The following is a 21,167-nucleotide window of genomic DNA, read 5'->3' on the forward strand; positions in this document are numbered from 1 at the left end:
AAAATATGATAGGCCGCCAAGATCCGAACAATTACTGGGAACAACTGGAACGTCTTGAAAAACTGATCAGAGCCTCCGAATTTAAAGCAGGGGTGATCTTCTCCTTTCACAGCCTGATCCTGGGCCTTTTTGCAGAACGACTCGATATCTTCCAGACTACCTTTGAAAATAATGGATGGTTTACTGCCTTTGCGGGTTTATGGCTAATCGCTGTTTTTATCTCCATTTATTATTGTTTCAGGTGTTTTATGCCGCGTATGGAAATGAAATATGACGATAACGTCTTTTTCTTTATGGATGCGGTAAAAGCTTTTGGTACCTCCGAAGAGTATACCGAGAAATTACTGGAAATCTGTGGAAGCGAGGAAGAGCTCTATACACAATTAGCTCAACAGATCCATGCCGAGAGTAAGATCATCGCTGAAAAGTTTGGCAGCGTTCAAAGCTCTCTCCGTTTCTTTGCCCTGAGTTTTATTTTTGCTATGCTGAGTCTTATTATTTGGCTCGTACAGATCATAAGCTAAAAACGTCACGCTCATGACGCGATATCTGAAATTGCGCAGGAAAGCGCTCCACATCCTCCAAACGGAACTTTCGGAGGATCTCTGTTATCACGGCATGGCACACACTTTAGACGTCCTTAAAGTTTGTGATGGTTACATCAGCAGAGGAAAATTATACGGCGAAAAAGCGATGTTGCTGAGGACAGGAGCGCTTTGTCATGACCTGGGCTTTACGACATCTTATCAGAATCACGAAGAACACGGAATAACCATCGCTCTGCAAATGATGAAGGACTATCGTTATTCTCCGGTTCAACGAAGGGTGGTAGTTGGACTCATTAGGGCGACAGAAGTGCCGCAAACCCCCAAAACTCATCTGGAAAAGATATTATGTGATGCTGACCTCGATTATCTGGGACGCGACGACTATGGTAAGATCAGTAATTTATTGCTCAAGGAACTAAAACACTTTGGGGTTGAACTCACCAGAGAAGAATGGAGGCAAAAGCAGATCTCATTTCTGCAAAAACACAACTACCACACTACCTATGCGCAAAAATACAGGGAGCCAATTAAACAGGGACACCTTCGGGAAATTCGAGATCAGCAGAGTAATTAATTGTCAGTGATCGAACGCCTTAGTTTGGTAAGAGAATAGTTCATAAAATACTCTAGGCTGTGGAGTCCCTAATATGCCGGAGACGGCTTTATGCCCGTGTATTAAGCAACACACATGAGAGAAAAAGCAAAATAACCAACACGGATAGTATATTTTAAGCCTTTTCCTTCCCAAGTGGCATCAGGTATTTACTGTCCATATAAAATGTGCCATAGGGTAATAAAGAAGCCAGGAAAAAGCTAAAATACCGCCTCAATCCCCAGCCCTGTTGCCTGCAAAAGACAAAAGCAAGAATGATAAAGCAGATAAATAGAACCCCGTGAACATAGCCTATGTAAATATTGGGCTCCCGTATGTTCGCCCAGTACTTTAGAGGCATACTAAAACCAAATAACAAAAGGTATGAGATACCCTCAAGAATGGCCAAAAGGCGCATTAAAAGAAGCATATAGTGTTATTTACAAGTGAATTACTTCCCCGTAGGCATCAGCAACGGCCTCCATCACGGCCTCACTCATGGTAGGGTGGGGGTGAACGGTTTTCAGGATCTCATGCCCGGTGGTCTCGAGTTTACGTCCCAGAACCGCTTCAGCGATCATATCGGTTACCCCGGCGCCAATCATATGGCAACCGAGCCACTCCCCGTACTTAGCATCAAAGATGACCTTTACAAAGCCGTCTGAATTCCCGGAAGCCTGGGCTTTACCACTTGCAGAAAAAGGAAATTTTCCCACTTTGATGTCGAGACCTTTTTCCCGTGCCTGTTTTTCGGTAAGTCCAACAGAGGCAACTTCAGGCATACAATAGGTACATCCCGGAATATTCCCGTAATCCAATGGCTCCACGTGCATACCGGCTATCTTTTCCACACAGAGGATTCCCTCTGCCGAGGCAACATGCGCCAGGGCCGGTCCGGCCGTAACATCGCCTATGGCGTAGTACCCGGGAATGTTGGTTTGGTAGTAGTCGTTCACCAGGATCTTGTCCCTGTCTGTGGCAACACCTACCTCTTCCAGTCCGATATTTTCAATGTTGGTTTTGATACCCACGGCAGACAAGACCACATCTGCTTCTAAAATTTCTTCTCCTTTTGGAGTTTTGACGGTTACTTTCACTCCATCTCCTGAGGTGTCGGCCTTAGTCACTTCGGAGGAAGTCATAATTTTAATGCCCGACTTCTTAAAATTCCGCTCCAGTTGTTTGGAGATCTCTTCATCTTCTACGGGAACGATATTAGGTAGAAATTCTACCACAGTGACTTCCGTACCCATGGCGTTGTAAAAATAGGCGAACTCTATCCCTATGGCTCCACTCCCCACAACGACTAGCTTATCCGGCTGCTTTTCTAGCGTCATTGCCTTTCTGTACCCAATAATTTTTTTTCCATCTTGGGGTAAACTCGGAAGTTCTCTACTTCTGGCACCGGTTGCAATGATAATATGCGAGGCACTGTATTCGGTTTCTTTTCCGTCTTCGCCTTTGACAACAACTTTTTTTCCTTGCTTTATTTTTCCGTATCCGTTGATGACCTCGATCTTATTCTTTTTCATCAGGAATTGGACCCCCTTGCTCATTCCAGATGCGACATTCCGACTCCTTTTTACAACGGCATCAAAGTCTTTATCGGCTCCCTCTACTTTCAGGCCATAGTCGCCTGCATGCTGAAGATATTCAAAAACCTGGGCCGACTTTAAAAGTGCTTTGGTGGGAATACAACCCCAGTTGAGGCATACACCCCCAAGGCTCTCTTTTTCAATAATTGCGGTTTTCATTCCCAACTGTGACGCTCGGATGGCTGTTACATATCCACCGGGTCCGCTGCCCAAAACAATAACATCGAAATTGCTCATCTATTTTTCTTTAAGGATCTATATAAGTGCGGAGGCAAAGTTACAAAACCAATTGCAAACGATTCAACGAATACCGTCGCTTTCCCTGAAAGAAATAACAACCATATACGTTGTCCGTAAATAAGGAACTTAAGGACTTCAATAAGAGATAGATGGGATTATTTTGCCGGTACAAATTCTAGAGCAGCGCCATTGATGCAGTGGCGTTTTCCGGTAGTCGCACTTGGTCCGTCATCAAAAACATGTCCAAGATGCCCTCCGCAAACGGCACAGTGCTCCTCAGTACGGGGGTAGCCAATCTTATAATCGGTTTCATAGGCCACATTCCCTTCAATAGCACGATCAAAACTCGGCCATCCGGTTCCGGAATCGTATTTGTGCTCACTGCTAAATACCGGTGTTTTGCATCCTGCACAAACATAAGTGCCTGCTTCCTTGTTCCTTAACCACTCACTGCTTCCAGGATTTTCTGTGCCGGCCTTACGCAGTATATAAAATTGCATATCGGTAAGTTCTGCGCGCCATTCGGCTTCTGTTTTAGAAACCTCGTATGTTGTTGATTCTTGTTCTTCGGCTGTGGCCGTTTTATCCTTGTTGTCTTTTTCCTGAGACACTCCTTTACAACCTATGGCCAGCATGCAAATGCCTATCAATACAATCTTTTTCATAACAAATTTTTCTTTAAAGTCGATTCGAATTCCTTTTCCTTTCAAAAATAGTCATAAAAAAACCCCCGAAGAATTCTCCGGGGGTTCTTAAGAAATCTTTAGTATTAATCTAGTGTTATACGGGTAATGTCTTTCTCCTCCACTTGCAATAGATTCATAATCGCATCGATATTAGAAGGATCCATCCTCGACGTTTGTCCGTATTCAGCCGGCACAATAGCGATCCTGAATACCTGGTTGTCCGTGTCGCCGGGCATAAGGGTGCTGAGGTCAAAATCAGACTCAAGGAAAATACTTACATCAAAGAAGGTATGGTCGTAATTGTATTGCAACAATCCCTGGTTTAAGATCCTTGTCTGCGGCAGCAGTCTCCAGATATCAACAAACTCGCCATTTCCATCATCGGTTTCGTCCCAGAGGATGTAAACGAATACCAGATCAGATTCAAATACTTCAACTGTGTTCGGGAATTCATAAAAGATGGAGTATTCATTAGCTGCATCAAAGGTTCCTTCAATTTCCAGGACAGTGCCCAGAATATTAATACCATCCTGGCCGTCTAATCCATCAAGGCCGTCAAATCCGGGAGGTCCCGGAGGTCCTGCAGGGCCTTCACATGAGATCATAAGGGCAACTACTAGGGTGCTGAAAATAAGTCCGATTTTTTTCATAATTCAATTCATTTTAAGATTCCGTTGGTAATTAATTCGGAATGGGTTTGTCTTGATTTTCTAAAAATTATTGTTTGATAGGAAATTAGGTTTCAAAAAGCGTTCCAAAAATTTAAAAATAGCCAAAATCTGATAGTAAATCCCCTGTAAATTTATAGGTTTAAGGAGATTCTTTTCGGTATAATTTTCTATTTTTAGCCAAAACCAAAGAATCAGTTATGCCAATGAAACAAGAGCGAGTGGTGATCGAAAATGTAAACCCTCAACTCCAGTGTGGTGCCTATTACATCAAAAGGGTTGTAGGGGAAACAGTAATAGTTCACGCCGATGTTCTCGGAGATGGTCATGATGTGATCCAGGCTGAGGTGGCTTATAAACACGAAAGTGAGAAGTCTTTTACCCAATTGCGGATGGAGCATTTAGGCAATGATGTACACCATGCAATTTTTAAGGTAAATAAGCAGGGATACTACGATTACAAGGTAGAAGGGTGGGTTGATAATCCACTGAATTGGCAACACGGCATTGAGGCAAAACTTAAGGATGGGCAAATTGTGACCAGCGAATTGTTGGATGGCGTGCAGTATTTAAAGGTTTTACAGAAAAAACTAAAAGGCAAAGAGAAAGAATACATCTCAGATCTCATTCAAGCTTTTCAGGATAAAGACAAATACGAAACAGCAGTTAAGGAAGCAATTTCAAAAAAGCTCCACGAGATGTTCATCAAACATCCGCTGAAGAATTTAGTTAACTCAAGTGCGGTTCTTAAAGTCTATGTAGACCGGAAAAAGGCAAATTTCAGTACCTGGTACGAATTCTTTCCGCGTTCAACCGCTGTAGAGGAAGGCAAACACGGTACTTTTAAAGATGCTCAGCGATTATTTCCAAAGATCTCAGCCATGGGCTTTGATACGGTTTATCTTCCGCCAATACACCCTATCGGGGAAGTAAACCGAAAAGGGAAAAATAATACGACCAAGGCAGAAGAGGGAGACAGCGGTGTTCCATGGGGTATTGGCTCAAAACACGGAGGACACAAATCCATCCACCCTGAACTCGGATCTGAAAAGGATTTTAAAGACTTTATTAAAAAAGCCTCTGAATTTGATCTCGAAGTGGCCATGGACCTGGCCTTCCAGGCGGCCCCTGACCATCCCTATATCACCTCCAATCCCGAATGGTTCAGAAAAAGGCCCGACGGAACTATGCAGTACGCTGAAAATCCGCCCAAGAAGTATCAGGACATCGTCAATTTTTATTTCGAAACAAAAGAGTATAAAAAACTATGGCAAGAACTCCTTGATGTCACCCTGCATTGGATCAGTTTCGGTATCAAAATCTTTAGGGTAGACAATCCGCACACCAAGCCCTATTATTTCTGGAATTGGCTGATTGAAGAAGTAAAAAAGGATCATCCGGATGTGCTTTTCCTTGCGGAAGCATTTTCCAGGCCAAAAGTGATGCAGCAATTGGCCAAACAGGGCTTTTCACAGTCCTATACCTATTTTACCTGGCGGGTGCACAAACACGAACTTATAGAATACGTCACCGAACTTACACAGTCGGATATGAAGGAGTATTACCGCCCGAATTTCTGGCCAAATACCCCAGATATCAATCCGTACCACCTGCAAGGGGCCAATGAGAGCATGCATCTGATTCGTTATGCCCTTGCCGCTACCTTGTGTGGAAACCTGGGTATTTATGGTCCTGTGTTCGAATATATGGTCTCTGAGGCTATGCCTGGGAAGGAAGAATATCTGCATTCAGAAAAATACGAAGTGCGGTTCTGGGACTGGTCAATTGAAAACAAGATCACTTATTTGATAACCAAACTGAATCATCTTCGAAAAGATCACCCCTCCTTACAGCAAACAAATAATATCAGGTTCTGTAGAATCGACAACGACAAACTGATCGCATTTTACAAATGGAATGACGACAGAAGCGATGAGATCCTGGTGGTGATTAATCTCGACTCCTATTACGCACAACAGGGGATGGTCCAACTCCCGCTAGGTGATTTGGGTGTCGAAGCAGGAAAACCTATTCAGATGCGCGATCTGGTCACGGACAATAGTTACCTTTGGTACAACGAATGGAATTTTGTTGAACTCCCTCCGAGCTTGCCCTTCCATGTATTTCAAATTAAAAAATAACCATGCCCAATAAAAAACAGGAATCTTCTCTGCAGGCGCCCTACACTTTTGACGTAGAGTGGGAAGCCCTGATGGATGACAAGAAGTTTATTTCGGCCTTTCTCTCAGAAATACTGGAAGAATACGTGGTAAAGCAGCGCTGGTACGGCGGGAAAAGCAGCAAGCTTAAATATATAGAATTACAGGAATACTTCCGTATTCAGCAGAAAGGGGAAGTCTACTACGGCCTGCTGTTGGAGGTGAATTTTGAAGAGGCGTTCTACCAACATTATTTTCTGCCTATCGCCTTTGTTTCTGATGAATCTTTTGCCGAAAAAGACCGCATTCTTCCTTTGAGCATAAAAGGACAGGAGGGCTTTATCATAGATGCCCTTAACCTGGAAGCCTTCAGAAAGCTCGTCTATGAAAGGATCATCACTGCCGAACTCAATGATACTACCCGGGTTCAATACCACCACAGTCTTAATTTTAACGGGGAACCCTACGAATCTTCCAAATTCATGGGCATGGAACAGAGTAATACCTCTATCATTATCAACGGGAAATCGGTTATCAAATTCTTCCGCAGGATATATGCCGATAAAAACCCCGACTATGAGATGAGTCGTTTTCTCTCAGAGCGCAAAGGCTATAAGAATACTCCGCCATATCAGGGCAGTCTGAGCATCATCGATACGGATAACGTAAGTGTTACCATCGCCCTGATGCAGGAATTGATCCCTAACCAGGGGGATGCCTGGGACTACATGCTCAAAGAACTCCACAAGGTATTCAGCAATCTCGAGAATAAGCATATCAATGTAGATCACCTGCCGGATGTTCAATTATTCGACCGATTAAAGATCAATGACGTACCCCCGCAAATCATAGATTGGGCCGGACTCAACGTTTTTCTCAAATTGCAGACCCTGGCCAGGAGGACTGCTGAAATGCACATTGCCCTTGGTTCTGAATTTGAAGACACAGGTTTTACTCCTACTAACTTCACCGGAGACTATGAGGTCTGGCTAAAAAATCGCCTGCTTTATCAATTCCAAAACCGTCTAAATACGGTTGAAAATAATTTACATCGCTTAAAGGATCTTTCCCTGGACCTGGCTAAAGAATTTCTGGAGCGTAAAAATGAAATCAGGAAACGATTTGTGGATTTCGACTGGACAAAGTTAAAAGGAGAGCGACTCAGAGTTCACGGGGACTACCACCTCGGACAGGTCCTTGTGAAGGATGACGATTTTTACTTACTCGATTTTGAGGGAGAACCCGAAAGCACGATCCGGGATAGAAAAGTAAAACAACCGCCTCTTAAAGATGTGGCAGGAATGTTCCGGTCTTTTCATTACGCCGTTTACGCCACCATTTTTAACAATGAGGACAGCTACCCGTATTCGCGGGGAGAACTCTTTAAGGCAGGTGAGATTTTATACCGTTATTTTGTTGGGGTCTTTATGGAAACCTATGTAGACCTTATTCAAAAGCAAAATATCAATATTGGATACAGTCAGGAACGCATTTTCATCCTAAAATACTGCATGCTGGAAAAGGCGGTTTATGAACTGGGGTATGAAATGAATTCCAGACCATTATGGGCGGTGATTCCACTGCAGGGCATCATGAGTATTTTGAACAAAACTAACTAACAACTAATAAGACAAACATGGGCAACGTTATACCCCACAGTGTATTTTCCGAATTCGACATCAATTTGTTTAAATCGGGTAAACATTACCGACTCTACGAAAAATTAGGATCGCACCCCATGGAAGTAAACGGGGAAAAAGGCACCTACTTTGCCGTTTGGGCCCCATCGGCAAAAGCCGTCTCCGTAGTAGGGGATTTTAACTACTGGCTCGAGGGCGACCACAAACTCAATGTCCGCTGGGATGCCAGTGGCATTTGGGAAGGTTTTATCCCCGGAGTAAAGCCGGGAACGAAGTATAAATACAAGATCCATTCGCACAATCAGGATATCAAGACAGAAAAGGCGGATCCATTCGCCCGTTATTCGGAACAACCTCCAAAAACAGCATCCGTAGTCTGGGATAAAACCTACAAATGGAAGGATAAAAAATGGATGGACACCCGTAAGGAAAAAAACAGTCTGGACGCTCCCTATTCCGTCTATGAAGTTCATTTGGGATCGTGGAAGAAAAACGAAAAAAATGAGTTCCTGACCTACGAGGAACTGTCTAAAGACCTTGTGGCCTACGTCAAAGAAATGAATTTCACTCATGTGGAATTTATGCCGGTGATGGAATATCCTTACGATCCGTCCTGGGGATATCAGTTAACCGGATATTTTGCGCCAACATCCAGATTTGGTGAACCTGAAGGCCTTAAATTGTTAATTGATACCCTGCATCAAAATGGCATTGGGGTGATTTTAGACTGGGTACCTTCGCATTTTCCGGAGGATGCACACGGTTTGGGCTTTTTTGATGGTTCTAGTCTTTACGAACATCCCGACAGGCGAAGGGGTTACCATCCGGATTGGAAATCTCTGATCTTTAATTACGGCAGGAATGAAGTTCGGGCCTTTTTGATCAGCAATGCATTATTCTGGTTAGACCAGTACCACGTAGACGGGCTGCGGGTTGATGCCGTTGCCTCCATGCTTTACCTCGATTATTCCAGGGACGAAGGAGAGTGGGAACCCAATATTTACGGAAATAATGAAAACCTTGAAGCCATTTCCCTCATCAGGGAATTAAACGAAGAAGTATACAAGAGTTTTGAGGGAGTGCAAACCATTGCTGAAGAATCTACATCTTTTTCTATGGTTTCCAGACCTGTGAGTATTGGAGGTCTTGGATTTGGGATGAAGTGGATGATGGGATGGATGCACGATAGTCTAGAGTATTTTAAAAAAGAACCTGTTTATCGCAGGCATCATCAAAACGATCTTACGTTTAGCATGACTTACGCCTTTACGGAAAACTTTATGTTGCCTTTTTCTCATGATGAAGTTGTGTACGGGAAACAGTCCCTCCTTTACAAAATGCCGGGAGACGAGTGGCAACGCTTTGCCAACCTGAGATTATTGTTTGGATATATGTTTACCCATCCCGGCACCAATCTGCTGTTTATGGGCGCTGAATTCGGTCAATCTTCCGAATGGAATTTCGAACAAAGTCTGGATTGGCATCTCTTGCAATACGAATTCCACGATGGAGTACGTCAATTGGTTAAGGATCTCAATAAGTTTTATCGCGATCATCCGGCACTGTTTGAAAAGCAATTTAGCTCTGAAGGTTTTCAATGGATTGATTACGGAGACCACGAGAACTCAGTTCTTACCTATATGCGAAAGGGGCACAAGGAAGAAGATGATCTGGTGATAGCCTGTAACTTCACGCCGGTACCCAGGGAAAAATACAGAATAGGAGTTCCCAGAAGTGGACAATTCAAGGAGGTTTTTAATACTGACGCCAAGAAATATGGCGGAAGTGGGTCAAAAAATACCATCAGAAAAACTTCAAAAAAGTCCTGGCACGGGAAGGATCACTCTATTGAAGTAACGATTCCTCCACTTGGGATGGTTGTTTTTCTTTGATAACGGCCAGCTATATCGATGTAGTTTATAAATGATAACAAGATCATTTTACAATTTAAGTTGAATGTCTTTCTTTTGCGCATTGTTAAGAAAAACCTATGATCACTAATACAGAGTTAGAATACAAGGGAAATCTTTACCCTGACCAAATAGTTGATTTTAAAAAGGATTCCGATAAATTTTACTTCACTACCCAGAATGGCGTTATTCTAGAGATAACGGTTATCAGGAATAGTACCATCAGGTTTCGCTACGCTACCGATCACGTTATGGAACCCGATTTCTCCTATGCTATAAGTCCGGACGCCCCCAGGGGATATAAAGACCTCAAGGCAGAGGAGACCGATACGGAATACCTCATTAGCACGGCAAAAGTAAAAGTCCTGGTAGACAAGAAATCAATGCGTGTGCAGATCTCAGATCTCGAAGGAAACATAATCAATGAAGATGAATTGGGCTTCCACTATGAAGAGAATTATACCTACGGTGGTAACTCTGTAAAAATGAGTAAGATTACCCAGTCCGGTGAAAGTTTTTACGGGATGGGTGACAAGGCGACCCACTTTAACCTGAAAGGGAAAAGAGTACATAACTGGGTTACTGACCAATACGCTTTTGGCAAGGATCAGGATCCATTGTACAAAGCAGTCCCATTTTACATTGGCCTTCATCAGAACAAGGCCTATGGGTTATTTTTTGACAATACGTTTAAAACCCACTTCGATTTTGCTCATGAGCGAAGGAACGTAACGAGTTTTTGGGCTGAAGGCGGGGAGATGAATTACTATTTCTTTTACGGCCCTGATATGTCGCGTGTGGTTAGATCGTACACCGACCTTACCGGTACGCCGGAATTGCCGCCGTTATGGGCCCTGGGCTATCACCAGTCTAAGTGGAGTTATTTTCCTGAAAGCAGGGTAAAGCAGATTGCCAGTAAGTTTCGAAAGCTGAAGATTCCCTGTGATGCCATATACCTCGATATCGATTATATGGATGGATTCAGGTGCTTTACCTGGGATAAAACGAAATTTCCTGATCCCAAAAAGATGATTTCGGAACTCAATGAAGACGGATTTAAGACCGTGGTCATGATCGATCCGGGGATTAAAATAGACCGGGATTATTGGGTTTACCAGGAGGCTATAAAGAACGATTATTTCTGCAAACGGGGAGACGGACCGCTGATGAGCGGAAAAGTTTGGCCGGGCCAATGCAACTTCCCTGATTATACTAATCCTGAAGTCAGAGAATGGTGGGCCGGACTCTATAAAGAATTGATGTCGGAAGTAGGTGCCCACGCTGTGTGGAACGACATGAATGAACCAGCCGTAATGGAAGTGCCCACGAAAACGGCGCCTTTGGATACAAGGCACGATTTTGACGGGCATCCCTGTAGTCACAGAAAAGCGCATAATATTTACGGGATGCAAATGGTAAGGGCAACTTACGAAGGCGTAAAGAAATACGTTTACCCCAAAAGACCTTTTGTTATTACCAGAGCCGGATATTCAGGAACACAGCGATTTGCTTCAACCTGGACGGGGGATAATGTTGCTACATGGGAACACCTCTGGATCGCCAATGTTCAGGTACAGCGCATGTGCGTTAGTGGGATGTCATTTGTGGGAACCGATATTGGCGGGTTTGCCGAACAGCCCAACGGGGAATTATTTGCGCGCTGGATACAATTGGGAATTTTCCATCCCTTCTGCCGAGTTCATAGTAGTGGGGATCATGGAGATCAGGAACCCTGGTCTTTTGACAAGGAGGTCACCAATATTGTAAGAAAATTTATAGAATTAAGATATCAGTTACTGCCTTACCTCTACACCAGTTTTTACAGGTATTACAAGGAAAGTATCCCGATGATCAAACCTCTGGTTTATCACGATCAGGAGGACCAGCAGACGCATTTCCGTACGGATGAATTTATTTTTGGTGAACAAATTCTCGTTTGCCCCGTACAGGAGCCAAATGCCAAAGGTAGACGAATGTATATCCCCAGGGGTACATGGTACGATTACTGGACTAACGAAACTGTGGAAGGGGGTTCAGAAAAATGGGTTGATGCCGATATTGACAAGATCCCGATTTTTATCAAAGAGGGAGCAATTATCCCAAAATACCCTGTTCAACAATACGTTGGAGAATTGAAAATTGAGGAACTCCAACTCGACGTGTATTACAAAAACGGTATTGAAAATTCCATGATCTACGAGGATGCTCAGGATGGATATGACTATACCAAGGGGGAATTCAGTCTTCGGAATTTTAAATTAACCGGGAAGGAAAATGAACTCATTTTGCAGCAATTTAAAGATGGGAATTTCATCACCACTTATGAGACCTTTAAACTCAACCTGATGGGTCTTCCCTTTAAAATTAAGTCAATTCAGCTCGATAATGAGTCTATTGCTCTGAAAGATGTCAAAATGAACGGCAGCAATACCATACATGTAACCAAAGAATTTACGACCCTGCATATTATCGGTAAGTGATTTTTTGTAAATTCCACCCAAAGACCTTAAAATGAAAAAGAAGCTATATCTGATTATTTTAGTGTTCTTCGGAATACTGGGATGCAAGACCAATCCTTTCACCGGGAAAAGTACCTTAAATTTCTATCAGAACAATTCCATATTTCCCACAGCTTTTGCCCAATACGATGAATTTCTCAAGGGGAATAAAGTGGTTACCGGTACTAGCGAAGCAAATACTATTACTACTGTGGGACAGCGTATTGCCAAGGCGGCTGAACGCTGGTTAAGCGCCAACGGATATCCGGGTTATCTCAAGGACTACCAGTGGGAGTACAATCTGGTGCAGGATGAGACTGTAAACGCCTGGTGTATGCCGGGGGGAAAGATTGTTTTTTATACCGGAATCCTACCGATTTGTCAGGATGAAACTGGGATAGCCGTAGTTATGGGACACGAAGTGGCTCATGCTCTGGCAGATCACGGGGCTCAACGGATGAGTGCCGGGATGATTCAACAGGGCATTGCAGTTGCAGGGAATATCGCAATTGATGATCCTCAGAAACGAAACATTTTCAATCAGGCTTATGGCATCGGATCTACTGTAGGAGTGATGTTGCCTTTTAGCCGAAGTCATGAAACTGAAGCAGACCGGATTGGATTACAAATCATGGCTATCGCCGGATATAACCCGGACGAAGCTGCGGAATTGTGGAAACGGATGAAGGCGAATTCCGGTGGTCAGGCACCTCCCGAATTTTTAAGTACTCACCCTTCCAATGATACGCGTATCAACAACCTCACAAATTGGGCACCGCTGGCTAAAGAAGAGGCCAAAAAATTTGGCGTGACGAGTTTTCAATAGGTGATTGCAATTATTTTATCGATCTGCAAATAGTAATCAATGCCTGTGATCTAATCATATTGAAATGCAATGGCCCGAACTATCCTGGTAAAAGGAAGCAAGAAATTACTCAATGCATGGGCGTTTTACGACTGGGCTAATTCGGTCTACAGTCTAGTAATTGCCTCAGCCATTTTTCCTATTTACTACGGGGCATTATTCAGGATTGCGGGGATCGAAAAGATCAGCATTTTCGGAGGCGAGATTGCAAGGGCGCCCCTGATCAGTTATACCACCTCCCTGGCTTTTGTATGTATAGCGCTCATCACGCCTTTTATTTCCGGAATTGCTGATTACCTTGGAAATAAAAAGGTCTTTATGCAATTCTTCTGCTATATGGGAGGAATTGCATGTATAGGTTTGTACTGGTTCTCTCTGGAACATATAGAGGCGGGTCTTATTTGTTATTTCTTTGGCCTGGTGGGCTTCTGGGTAAGTTTTGCCATCAATAATTCGTACCTGCCTGATATTGCCTACCCCGAGCAGCAGGACAGGATAAGTGCCAAAGGTTTCTCCATGGGCTATATTGGAAGTGTGATCCTTTTGCTAATCAACCTCGCAATGGTGATGAAGCCGGCCACTTTTGGGATTGAAGGGGAGGGGGCAGAGCTTCTTGCTATGCGATATTCCTTTGCTTCGGTAGGAATCTGGTGGATACTTTTTAGTCAGTACACTTTTTATCACCTGCCTAAAGGCAACAAAAGAAAAGGGCCACGAACTCGCGTTATCCTGAATGGTTTCAGGGAGCTTAAAGGGGTATGGCAACAGCTGGGAGAACAACAAAGACTGAAACGATACCTGGGAGCATTTTTCGTCTACAGTATGGCTGTTCAAACGGTTATGCTGATAGCGGCCTATTTCGGGGAGGAAGAGATTAAATGGGGTTCAGGTGAAGAGCGTACAGTGGGACTTATAGTCAGTATTCTGGTGATTCAATTAGTGGCTGTAATAGGAGCCACCTTTACCGCCAGAGCTTCTGAGCATTTTGGCAATATCAGAACGCTGGTTGTTATTAATTTCCTATGGATCGGGATCTGTATCTACGCCTATTATGTAACAAGTCCGACTGAATTTTACATCGCGGCCGGTTGCGTGGGAGTGGTGATGGGTGGAATTCAGGCCTTGTCTAGATCTACCTATTCCAAATTCCTTCCGGAAACCAAGGACACAGCATCTTTTTTTAGTTTTTACGATGTTTCTGAGAAGATTGGCATTATCATCGGTACATTTCTGTACGGTGTTGTGGCTCAATTTACGGGGAGTATGCGTAATGCGACCATCTTTTTAGCAATCTTCTTTATCCTCGGGGCGTTTCTGCTCCTCAGGGTCAATAAAAAAGCCCCTGCATAGAGGGGCCTTTTAGATTTTAAACTCAGTAGTTCTATCCTTTCGAAATATCTCCAGAACCAGACGTTTTACTGTCTATTTTTTCAGGATTTCCCCTGTAGGAGATATCTCCTGATCCCGAAACCCTCGCCTTAAGGGATTCCCTGGCGGTAACCCTGATGTTGGCGGAACCGGAAACTGTAGCACTGACGTGATTAGCTTCCAGCTCATAGGCATGTACATCACCTGAACCTGAAATTTGAACTTCTAAAGTATCGGTATTTCCACTGAGGTTCATATCTCCTGATCCCGAAACAGTTACTTCGAGATTTTCAACTTCAAGCTCTACCTCCATGTCTCCCGAACCCGACATCCTTGTTTTGAAATCTGATGATTTCAGCACCGTACGCCCTTCCAGGTCTCCTGAACCGGACATACTTAAGTAGTTAATCTCTTCAACAGGTATGGTGACAGAAATGCCTCCTGATTTCCATGATGAAGGTTGAAGGTTGATCCCTTTTTCTACTTTCACAACCAATCTACCATCTTTAACTTCGGTGATGATATATTCTAACAGGTTCTCTTCTCCTTTAATACTTACAGAACCTTCTTTTCCGGAAACGAGCTCCACATCGAACCATCCACCCACTGAGACACCTTCGTAATCTCCGGTGATGCGTTCTATGGTAACCACTTCACCATTTCCTTTCACTTTTTTACCCCATTGAGCGCATGAAATGTTTGCGAAGATCAGCATCATGCATAGAATTTGTACTTTTTTCATTTTTGTGTTTTTTGAGTTTATCGTTTTATAAAGGCTACACTACCGTACTCACTCGAGATAGAAATTTGGTTCCCGCTATTTTCCTTGCCATAATATCCCTTGTAATAACGGTCACTGTTTTTTTCCCGGCTAACCAAAATCTCGAGATCTTCCTTTCCACTGAAACCGGAATACTCAGCAGTGACCTCGAAGTCGAAATAGTAATTTGAATTGTAACCGATTTTAATTCCGGTGTAATCTGTTCTAATATTGACATTGCCGGCATCGGAAGCCATTTCATCGATCTTAATTCCTCCGTAATCCGCATTGATATCGACATTGCCATGAACTTCACCGAGCTGTACATTGACGTAGTCTCCGTTGCCTGAGACATTGCCTACGCTCTTTACTTCCAGGCTGCCGTAGTCGTTATTGTATTCCAAATTACCCATTTCCCCAACATTAGCGTCAGTATAATCTGCATTGATTACCAGGTTCCCTGCTTTTTCGAGCGTAAAACCGGAATAGTCTGCCCTGATTTCACCGCTATTCATATAGCCGATAAACGACTTTGAAGTATAATCAAAACGCAGGTCATTATTTCTTCCTCTGAGTTCCCCGATCTGCAGCCTGCCGTAGTCACAGTTTATTTTGGCATAACCATCGATACGGTCCAGAGTGATATTGCCGTAGTCATTGCTCAGGTTTATACTGTTCTTAACAGGAAGTTTAATCGTATAGTCGATCTGCATACTAACCTGATCTTTCTTGCCCCAATTCCAGTTCCATCCTTTGTTTTTATTAAAGAGGGTCTCTGCAGAAACCATACTGGTATTGGCATTAAATTCAACGGTGATCTCGTTCAGTTTCTCCTGCACTTTTTCTTCGTTGTTCCCATTGGTTTTGATTACAACTTCAATGACGACGCGATTTTCGTTCCAGGAAGCCAGCGAAATATTTCCGTAACTGTTAGACACTTTAAGTACGGCATCAGCATTTACTGAATACTCCTTCTTAATGGTCTTTTCTTTGGTGTATTTTCCTTTCATAGGATCCCCGTGGGCACCAGCCAGAAGCGGTAAGGCACATAAAAAAAGGAATAGCTTTTTAAAGGGTAAAGTTTTCATCATTTTGTTCTTTAAGATTTTTAATTGATTCTACTTTTTGCATTACATCTTTTAAAAGATCTATACGCATTTGAAAATTTTGAACCATCGCACTAAGGATGATCTTGTAATCACCACCTTCTAGCAAATCGGTTCTCATTTGGTTGTAATCTGCCTCCAGGAAGGCCAATTGATCCATGGCATCGGCAATTATTTTATTTGCTTCCGGACCATCCTGCTGCTGTAGCAAGGTGAGTTGTTCTTCAATAACGGCTGCAAAATAAAGCTCTGTATTTGAAACTTCTGGGCCCATCTCGGCTAGTGTTTCGTCGGCCGTAGGATTCTGATACAGAGACCCTAGAAACAGGCCAAACAACAGCGCTACAGAGGCTGCAATGGCAAGGGGTTTCCACCAGGATACTCCACGGGTTGCAGGGGTATTTTGTCCTTGTAGCTTCTCCAGGAATCGATCCTGATGCCCTGCCGTTGGTTCTTCCCGATCTAAAACCGGGGATATTTTTTTAAATACATCTTCTATGTCGCTCTTTTTCATGATCTAACGGGATCCAATTTTTTACGTAAACTTTCTTTTGCTCTTGAGATCATGGTTCTGCAATTGGCATAACTTATATCCATCAGACCGCAAATCTCTTCATAATCATATCCTTCAATTAAATGTAAGGTCAGAGAAATTCTGTAATTGTCTTTTAGCGATTTCATCGTTGTCAAAACTTGTTGAGCCAATTGTTCTGTATCAACATCAACCGCCTCAGATACATCATTATCCCTGACCTTGTAAAGTGTTTCATTAAGGGATACTTCATTCTTCTTCTTACGCGTCCGGTAGCTCACCAGGCTTTTGTTAATGACAATTCGCTTGAGCCATGCCCCGAAGGCCACATTACCTTTAAAAGTATGGAGCTTTGTAAAGGCGTTTAGAAACGATTCCTGCATAACATCTTCCGCTTCTGCGCTGTCTTTTACTATTCTCAATGCCGTATTATACATCGCTTTGTAATATCTTTTATAGATCTCCATCTGTGCCCGTTGGTCTCCCTTCAGACACAATTGCAATAAGGTCTCAGTATGTTCTCCTACTTGGCTCAAAAAGTATTCGATTTGTTATATAGATAGCTCAATTTACTCATTGTTACAGTTTTTCTATAAATTTTGACTTCTTGGCATGGGAATTGACCTTTATAGACGTCTTAAACCGATGAAAAACCTTGAAGATCAGGTTCTTCCTAATGGTGAGAATAAAAAAATTGCAAATGAAACTAAAAGCCGATCATCTGTAAATGACAGAATGACGGTTCAAAGAACTATGGGAGACGCAAAATTTATACAATTTGACAATATGTCGTTGCAGGATATTAATGACGAATCTGAATTAATACCTCTTTTAACTCCGGAGGATGAGGAGGAAATGAGGAATGAGGTACTTCCCGAGACCCTTCCCATTCTACCTTTGAGAAATACGGTATTATTTCCGGGTGTGGTAATACCAATAACTGCCGGACGTGATAAATCCATCAACCTTATTAAATACGCCAACAAAGGATCAAAAGCCATTGGGGTAGTATCACAGAAAGATGAGGAAACTGAAGATCCCGGGGTAAAAGATATCAATACCATGGGTACGGTAGCACGGATACTCAGGGTTTTACAAATGCCCGACGGGAATACTACAGTTATCATTCAGGGTAAAAAGCGATTTGAAATTGCTGAAGTCCTAACGGAGAAACCCTATATGACAGCGACTATCAGGGAAGTGAGTGAAGAGGATGTAGATCAGAAGGGAGAGGAGTTCCTGGCTATAATTGATTCAATTAAAGATATAGCACTAAAGATTATTCAGGACAATCCGAATATTCCCAGTGAGGCCTCCTTTGCAATCAAGAACATAAACAGTAATTCTTTCCTGATCAATTTTGTTTCTTCAAATCTCAACCTCAGTGTGAAGGAGAAACAAACCCTTCTTGAAATTGGCAATCTGAAGGATCGGGCTCTTGCTACGCTTAAGCATATGAATGTTGAGCTTCAGAAGCTCGCCTTGCAAAAAGACATACAGTCTAAAGTGAGAAGCGACCTCGACCAGCAACAGCGTGAATATTTCCTGCATCAGCAGATGAAGACCATTCAGGAAGAACTAGGTGGTGCTTCCTACGATGAGGAGATCGAAGAAATGCGCCTCAAAGCCAAAAAGAAAAAATGGAGTGAGAAGGTGAGTACCCATTTTGAGAAAGAACTGGCCAAGATGCAGCGTATGAATCCGCAGGTAGCAGAGTACAGTATTCAAAGAAATTACCTCGACCTGTTTTTGGAACTGCCCTGGGAAGAATTTTCCAAGGATAAATTTGATCTTAAAAGGGCCCAAAAGATCCTGGATCGCGACCATTACGGCCTGGAAGACGTTAAACGAAGAATTATTGAATACCTGGCAGTATTGAAGTTGAGGAATGACATGAAATCTCCTATCCTTTGTCTGTACGGACCTCCCGGGGTTGGTAAAACCTCTTTGGGGAAGTCGGTAGCCGAAGCCCTGGGTAGGCAATACGTAAGGATGTCGCTCGGTGGATTGCGCGATGAAGCAGAGATAAGGGGTCACCGTAAAACGTATATAGGGGCGATGCCCGGCAGGATCATACAGAGTATTAAAAAGGCAGGAACTTCTAACCCGGTCTTTATTCTTGATGAGATCGACAAATTATCGAGCAGTTACCAGGGAGATCCATCATCGGCTATGCTTGAGGTTCTCGATCCTGAACAGAACAATGAATTCCACGATAATTTCCTGGAAATGGGCTATGACCTCTCCAGGGTGATGTTTATAGCAACAGCCAACAATCTTTCATCCATTCAGCCCGCCCTAAGGGACAGAATGGAGATCATAAACGTCACGGGATACACCATTGAGGAAAAAGTAGAAATCGCAAAAAGGCATCTTTTGCCCAAGCAACTTAAAGAGCATGGTTTAAAGGCGAAGGACCTGCGAATTGGTAAACGACAACTCGAGAAGATTGTAGAAGGATATACGCGTGAATCCGGGGTAAGAACCCTGGAGAAACAAATCGCTAAAATGGTTCGGTACGCTGCCAAATCAATAGCCATAGAGGAAGAGTACCAGGTAAAAGTGACTAACGAAGTGGTTGAGGAAGTTTTAGGCCCCCCGAGACTCGAACGTGATAAATATGAGAATAATGAAGTTGCCGGAGTTGTAACCGGACTCGCATGGACCAGTGTTGGGGGAGATATACTGTTTATCGAGTCGATCCTGTCTAAAGGAAAAGGTCAGCTCAATATTACCGGAAATCTCGGGAAGGTAATGAAGGAATCGGCCACCATTGCCATGGAATACATCAAATCAAATGCAGATAAATTTGGGATAGACGCCGATGTGTTCGACAAATACAATGTGCATATTCACGTTCCTGAAGGGGCTACCCCCAAAGACGGGCCAAGTGCCGGAATTACTATGCTGACATCTCTGGTTTCCCTCTTTACTCAAAAGAAAGTAAAGAAAAGTACGGCGATGACCGGGGAAATTACCCTCAGGGGCAAGGTCTTGCCTGTTGGAGGGATTAAGGAGAAGATTCTGGCGGCCAAACGAGCGCGCATCAAGGACATCATTCTATGTGAAGACAACAGAAAGGATATATTGGAGATCAAGGAAGAATACCTGAAAGGTCTCAGATTTCATTATGTTACCGATATGAGTGAAGTCATCGACCTGGCAATTACCAATCAAAAGGTGAGAAACGCCAAGAAATTATAGCAGCACTCATTGGGTATACAATGACTAAATCTAAATTAGGAGGCCTCAGTTCACTCAATCTCCTTATTTTTAGCACATGAAAAGAATAATCATCGCCATTGACGGGTATTCTTCCACAGGGAAGAGTACAATGGCGAAACAGTTGGCGAAAGCCCTGGATTATATTTATGTGGATACCGGGGCCATGTACCGGGCCATAACCCTTTTTGCCATTGAAAATGACCTTATCGGGCCTGCAGGATTCAAGAAAAGTACCTTAATCGGCGAACTTCCCAATTTAAATCTGGAATTTAAGTACAATGCATCTCTTGGATTTTCAGAGATGTATCTCAATGGGAGACATGTAGAAAAGGAGATCCGCACGCTTGAAGTTTCCCAATTCGTAAGTCAGGTTTCTGTGGTTCCCGAAGTTCGAGAGAAAATGGTGGCTTTGCAAAAGGCGATGGGAAAAAACAAAGGTCTGGTAATGGATGGTCGCGATATAGGAACTGTGGTTTTTCCGGAAGCCGAGTTGAAGATATTTATGACGGCCTCCCCCGACATAAGGGCAACGAGACGGTACAAGGAATTGCTGGACAGGGGGGCAGATATAAGTTTTGAGGAAGTCCTTGAAAATGTACAGGCACGGGATTATATCGATTCGCATAGAAAGTTTTCTCCTTTAAAAAAAGCAGAGGATGCGGTAGTACTGGACAATTCTAAACTGAATCAGGACGAGCAGTTTAAACGCGCGCTAGCTCTGGCGGAAGAGAAAATTAAGGAGTAACAAAAAAGGCGCTTGAGGGCGCCTTTTTCA

At 43.2% G+C, this 21,167-nt stretch carries 18 protein-coding genes; 10 read left to right on the top strand and 8 right to left on the bottom strand.

All coding sequences use genetic code 11. The features are described 5' to 3' along the window. Nucleotides 1–5: 5 nt before the first annotated feature. Both EQY75_RS03910 and EQY75_RS03915 read left to right on the top strand, forming a co-directional pair. Entirely contained in the window at nt 6–524 is a 519-nt protein-coding gene (locus EQY75_RS03910; protein ID WP_129603050.1) for a Pycsar system effector family protein, read from the top strand. 13 nt (nt 525–537) lie between these two features. Next, nucleotides 538–1,122, top strand: coding sequence for an HD domain-containing protein (locus EQY75_RS03915; protein ID WP_129603052.1), 585 nt, complete (start codon nt 538–540; stop codon nt 1,120–1,122). Between the two features lie 154 nt (nt 1,123–1,276). Here EQY75_RS03915 and EQY75_RS03920 read toward each other — a convergent pair whose 3' ends face one another. The 4 genes from EQY75_RS03920 to EQY75_RS03935 all read right to left on the bottom strand — a co-directional run bounded on the left by EQY75_RS03920 (nt 1,277) and on the right by EQY75_RS03935 (nt 4,311). Continuing rightward, complete coding sequence (locus tag EQY75_RS03920) at nt 1,277–1,570, bottom strand: DUF3817 domain-containing protein (RefSeq protein WP_129603054.1); 294 nt, start codon at nt 1,568–1,570, stop codon at nt 1,277–1,279. A 10-nt stretch (nt 1,571–1,580) separates the two neighbouring features. Continuing rightward, nucleotides 1,581–2,972 (bottom strand): dihydrolipoyl dehydrogenase, encoded by a 1,392-nt coding sequence (gene lpdA / locus EQY75_RS03925; RefSeq protein ID WP_129603056.1) that lies wholly within the window; start codon nt 2,970–2,972, stop codon nt 1,581–1,583. A gap of 158 nt (nt 2,973–3,130) precedes the next feature. Beyond that, nucleotides 3,131–3,640, bottom strand: coding sequence for a peptide-methionine (R)-S-oxide reductase MsrB (msrB, locus tag EQY75_RS03930; RefSeq protein WP_129603058.1), 510 nt, complete (start codon nt 3,638–3,640; stop codon nt 3,131–3,133). A 104-nt stretch (nt 3,641–3,744) separates the two neighbouring features. Then, nucleotides 3,745–4,311 carry a collagen-like protein gene (locus EQY75_RS03935; RefSeq protein WP_129603059.1) on the bottom strand — a complete coding sequence of 189 codons (567 nt, stop codon included), beginning with the start codon at nt 4,309–4,311 and terminating at the stop codon, nt 3,745–3,747. A 224-nt stretch (nt 4,312–4,535) separates the two neighbouring features. Between EQY75_RS03935 and EQY75_RS03940 the strand changes: the two genes are divergently transcribed. From EQY75_RS03940 to EQY75_RS03965, 6 genes are all read left to right on the top strand, one after another. Next, nucleotides 4,536–6,470, top strand: a complete 1,935-nt coding sequence (locus EQY75_RS03940; protein ID WP_129603061.1) for an alpha-1,4-glucan--maltose-1-phosphate maltosyltransferase — start codon at nt 4,536–4,538, stop codon at nt 6,468–6,470. Nucleotides 6,471–6,472: 2 nt separating this feature from the next. Beyond that, complete coding sequence (locus EQY75_RS03945; protein ID WP_129603063.1) at nt 6,473–8,107, top strand: maltokinase N-terminal cap-like domain-containing protein; 1,635 nt, start codon at nt 6,473–6,475, stop codon at nt 8,105–8,107. A 17-nt stretch (nt 8,108–8,124) separates the two neighbouring features. After that, the gene (glgB, locus tag EQY75_RS03950; protein ID WP_129603065.1) at nt 8,125–10,020 is read left to right on the top strand and encodes a 1,4-alpha-glucan branching protein GlgB; all 1,896 of its coding nucleotides are present in this window, start codon (nt 8,125–8,127) and stop codon (nt 10,018–10,020) included. Between the two features lie 98 nt (nt 10,021–10,118). Further along, nucleotides 10,119–12,518, top strand: coding sequence for a glycoside hydrolase family 31 protein (locus EQY75_RS03955; RefSeq protein ID WP_129603067.1), 2,400 nt, complete (start codon nt 10,119–10,121; stop codon nt 12,516–12,518). A gap of 31 nt (nt 12,519–12,549) precedes the next feature. Beyond that, on the top strand, nt 12,550–13,362 hold the full coding sequence (locus EQY75_RS03960) for a M48 family metallopeptidase (RefSeq protein ID WP_129603069.1): 813 nt from the start codon (nt 12,550–12,552) through the stop codon (nt 13,360–13,362). 69 nt (nt 13,363–13,431) lie between these two features. Further along, nucleotides 13,432–14,751, top strand: coding sequence for an MFS transporter (locus EQY75_RS03965; RefSeq protein WP_129603071.1), 1,320 nt, complete (start codon nt 13,432–13,434; stop codon nt 14,749–14,751). A 31-nt stretch (nt 14,752–14,782) separates the two neighbouring features. Here the strand turns inward: EQY75_RS03965 and EQY75_RS03970 are convergent, their stop codons facing one another. From EQY75_RS03970 to EQY75_RS03985, 4 genes are read right to left on the bottom strand one after another with little or no spacing between them, the layout of a single operon-like run. After that, nucleotides 14,783–15,511 carry a head GIN domain-containing protein gene (locus tag EQY75_RS03970; protein ID WP_129603073.1) on the bottom strand — a complete coding sequence of 243 codons (729 nt, stop codon included), beginning with the start codon at nt 15,509–15,511 and terminating at the stop codon, nt 14,783–14,785. A 17-nt stretch (nt 15,512–15,528) separates the two neighbouring features. After that, the gene (locus EQY75_RS03975) at nt 15,529–16,617 is read right to left on the bottom strand and encodes a DUF4097 family beta strand repeat-containing protein (protein ID WP_129606934.1); all 1,089 of its coding nucleotides are present in this window, start codon (nt 16,615–16,617) and stop codon (nt 15,529–15,531) included. Beyond that, entirely contained in the window at nt 16,598–17,149 is a 552-nt protein-coding gene (locus tag EQY75_RS03980; RefSeq protein ID WP_129603075.1) for a hypothetical protein, read from the bottom strand. The genes EQY75_RS03975 and EQY75_RS03980 overlap by 20 nt, the downstream gene beginning before the upstream one ends. Next, a complete protein-coding gene (locus EQY75_RS03985; protein WP_129603077.1) occupies nt 17,146–17,703 on the bottom strand; it encodes an RNA polymerase sigma factor in 558 nt (185 codons plus the stop codon). The genes EQY75_RS03980 and EQY75_RS03985 overlap by 4 nt, the downstream gene beginning before the upstream one ends. Nucleotides 17,704–17,920: 217 nt before the next feature. On the opposite strand from EQY75_RS03985, the gene lon reads away from it, so the two are divergent. Then, on the top strand, nt 17,921–20,371 hold the full coding sequence (gene lon / locus EQY75_RS03990; RefSeq protein ID WP_129606936.1) for an endopeptidase La: 2,451 nt from the start codon (nt 17,921–17,923) through the stop codon (nt 20,369–20,371). A 76-nt stretch (nt 20,372–20,447) separates the two neighbouring features. After that, the gene (cmk, locus tag EQY75_RS03995) at nt 20,448–21,137 is read left to right on the top strand and encodes a (d)CMP kinase (protein ID WP_129603079.1); all 690 of its coding nucleotides are present in this window, start codon (nt 20,448–20,450) and stop codon (nt 21,135–21,137) included. Nucleotides 21,138–21,167: the final 30 nt, after the last annotated feature.

Source organism: Muriicola soli (assembly GCF_004139715.1).
Taxonomy (GTDB): Bacteria; Bacteroidota; Bacteroidia; order Flavobacteriales; family Flavobacteriaceae; genus Muriicola; species Muriicola soli.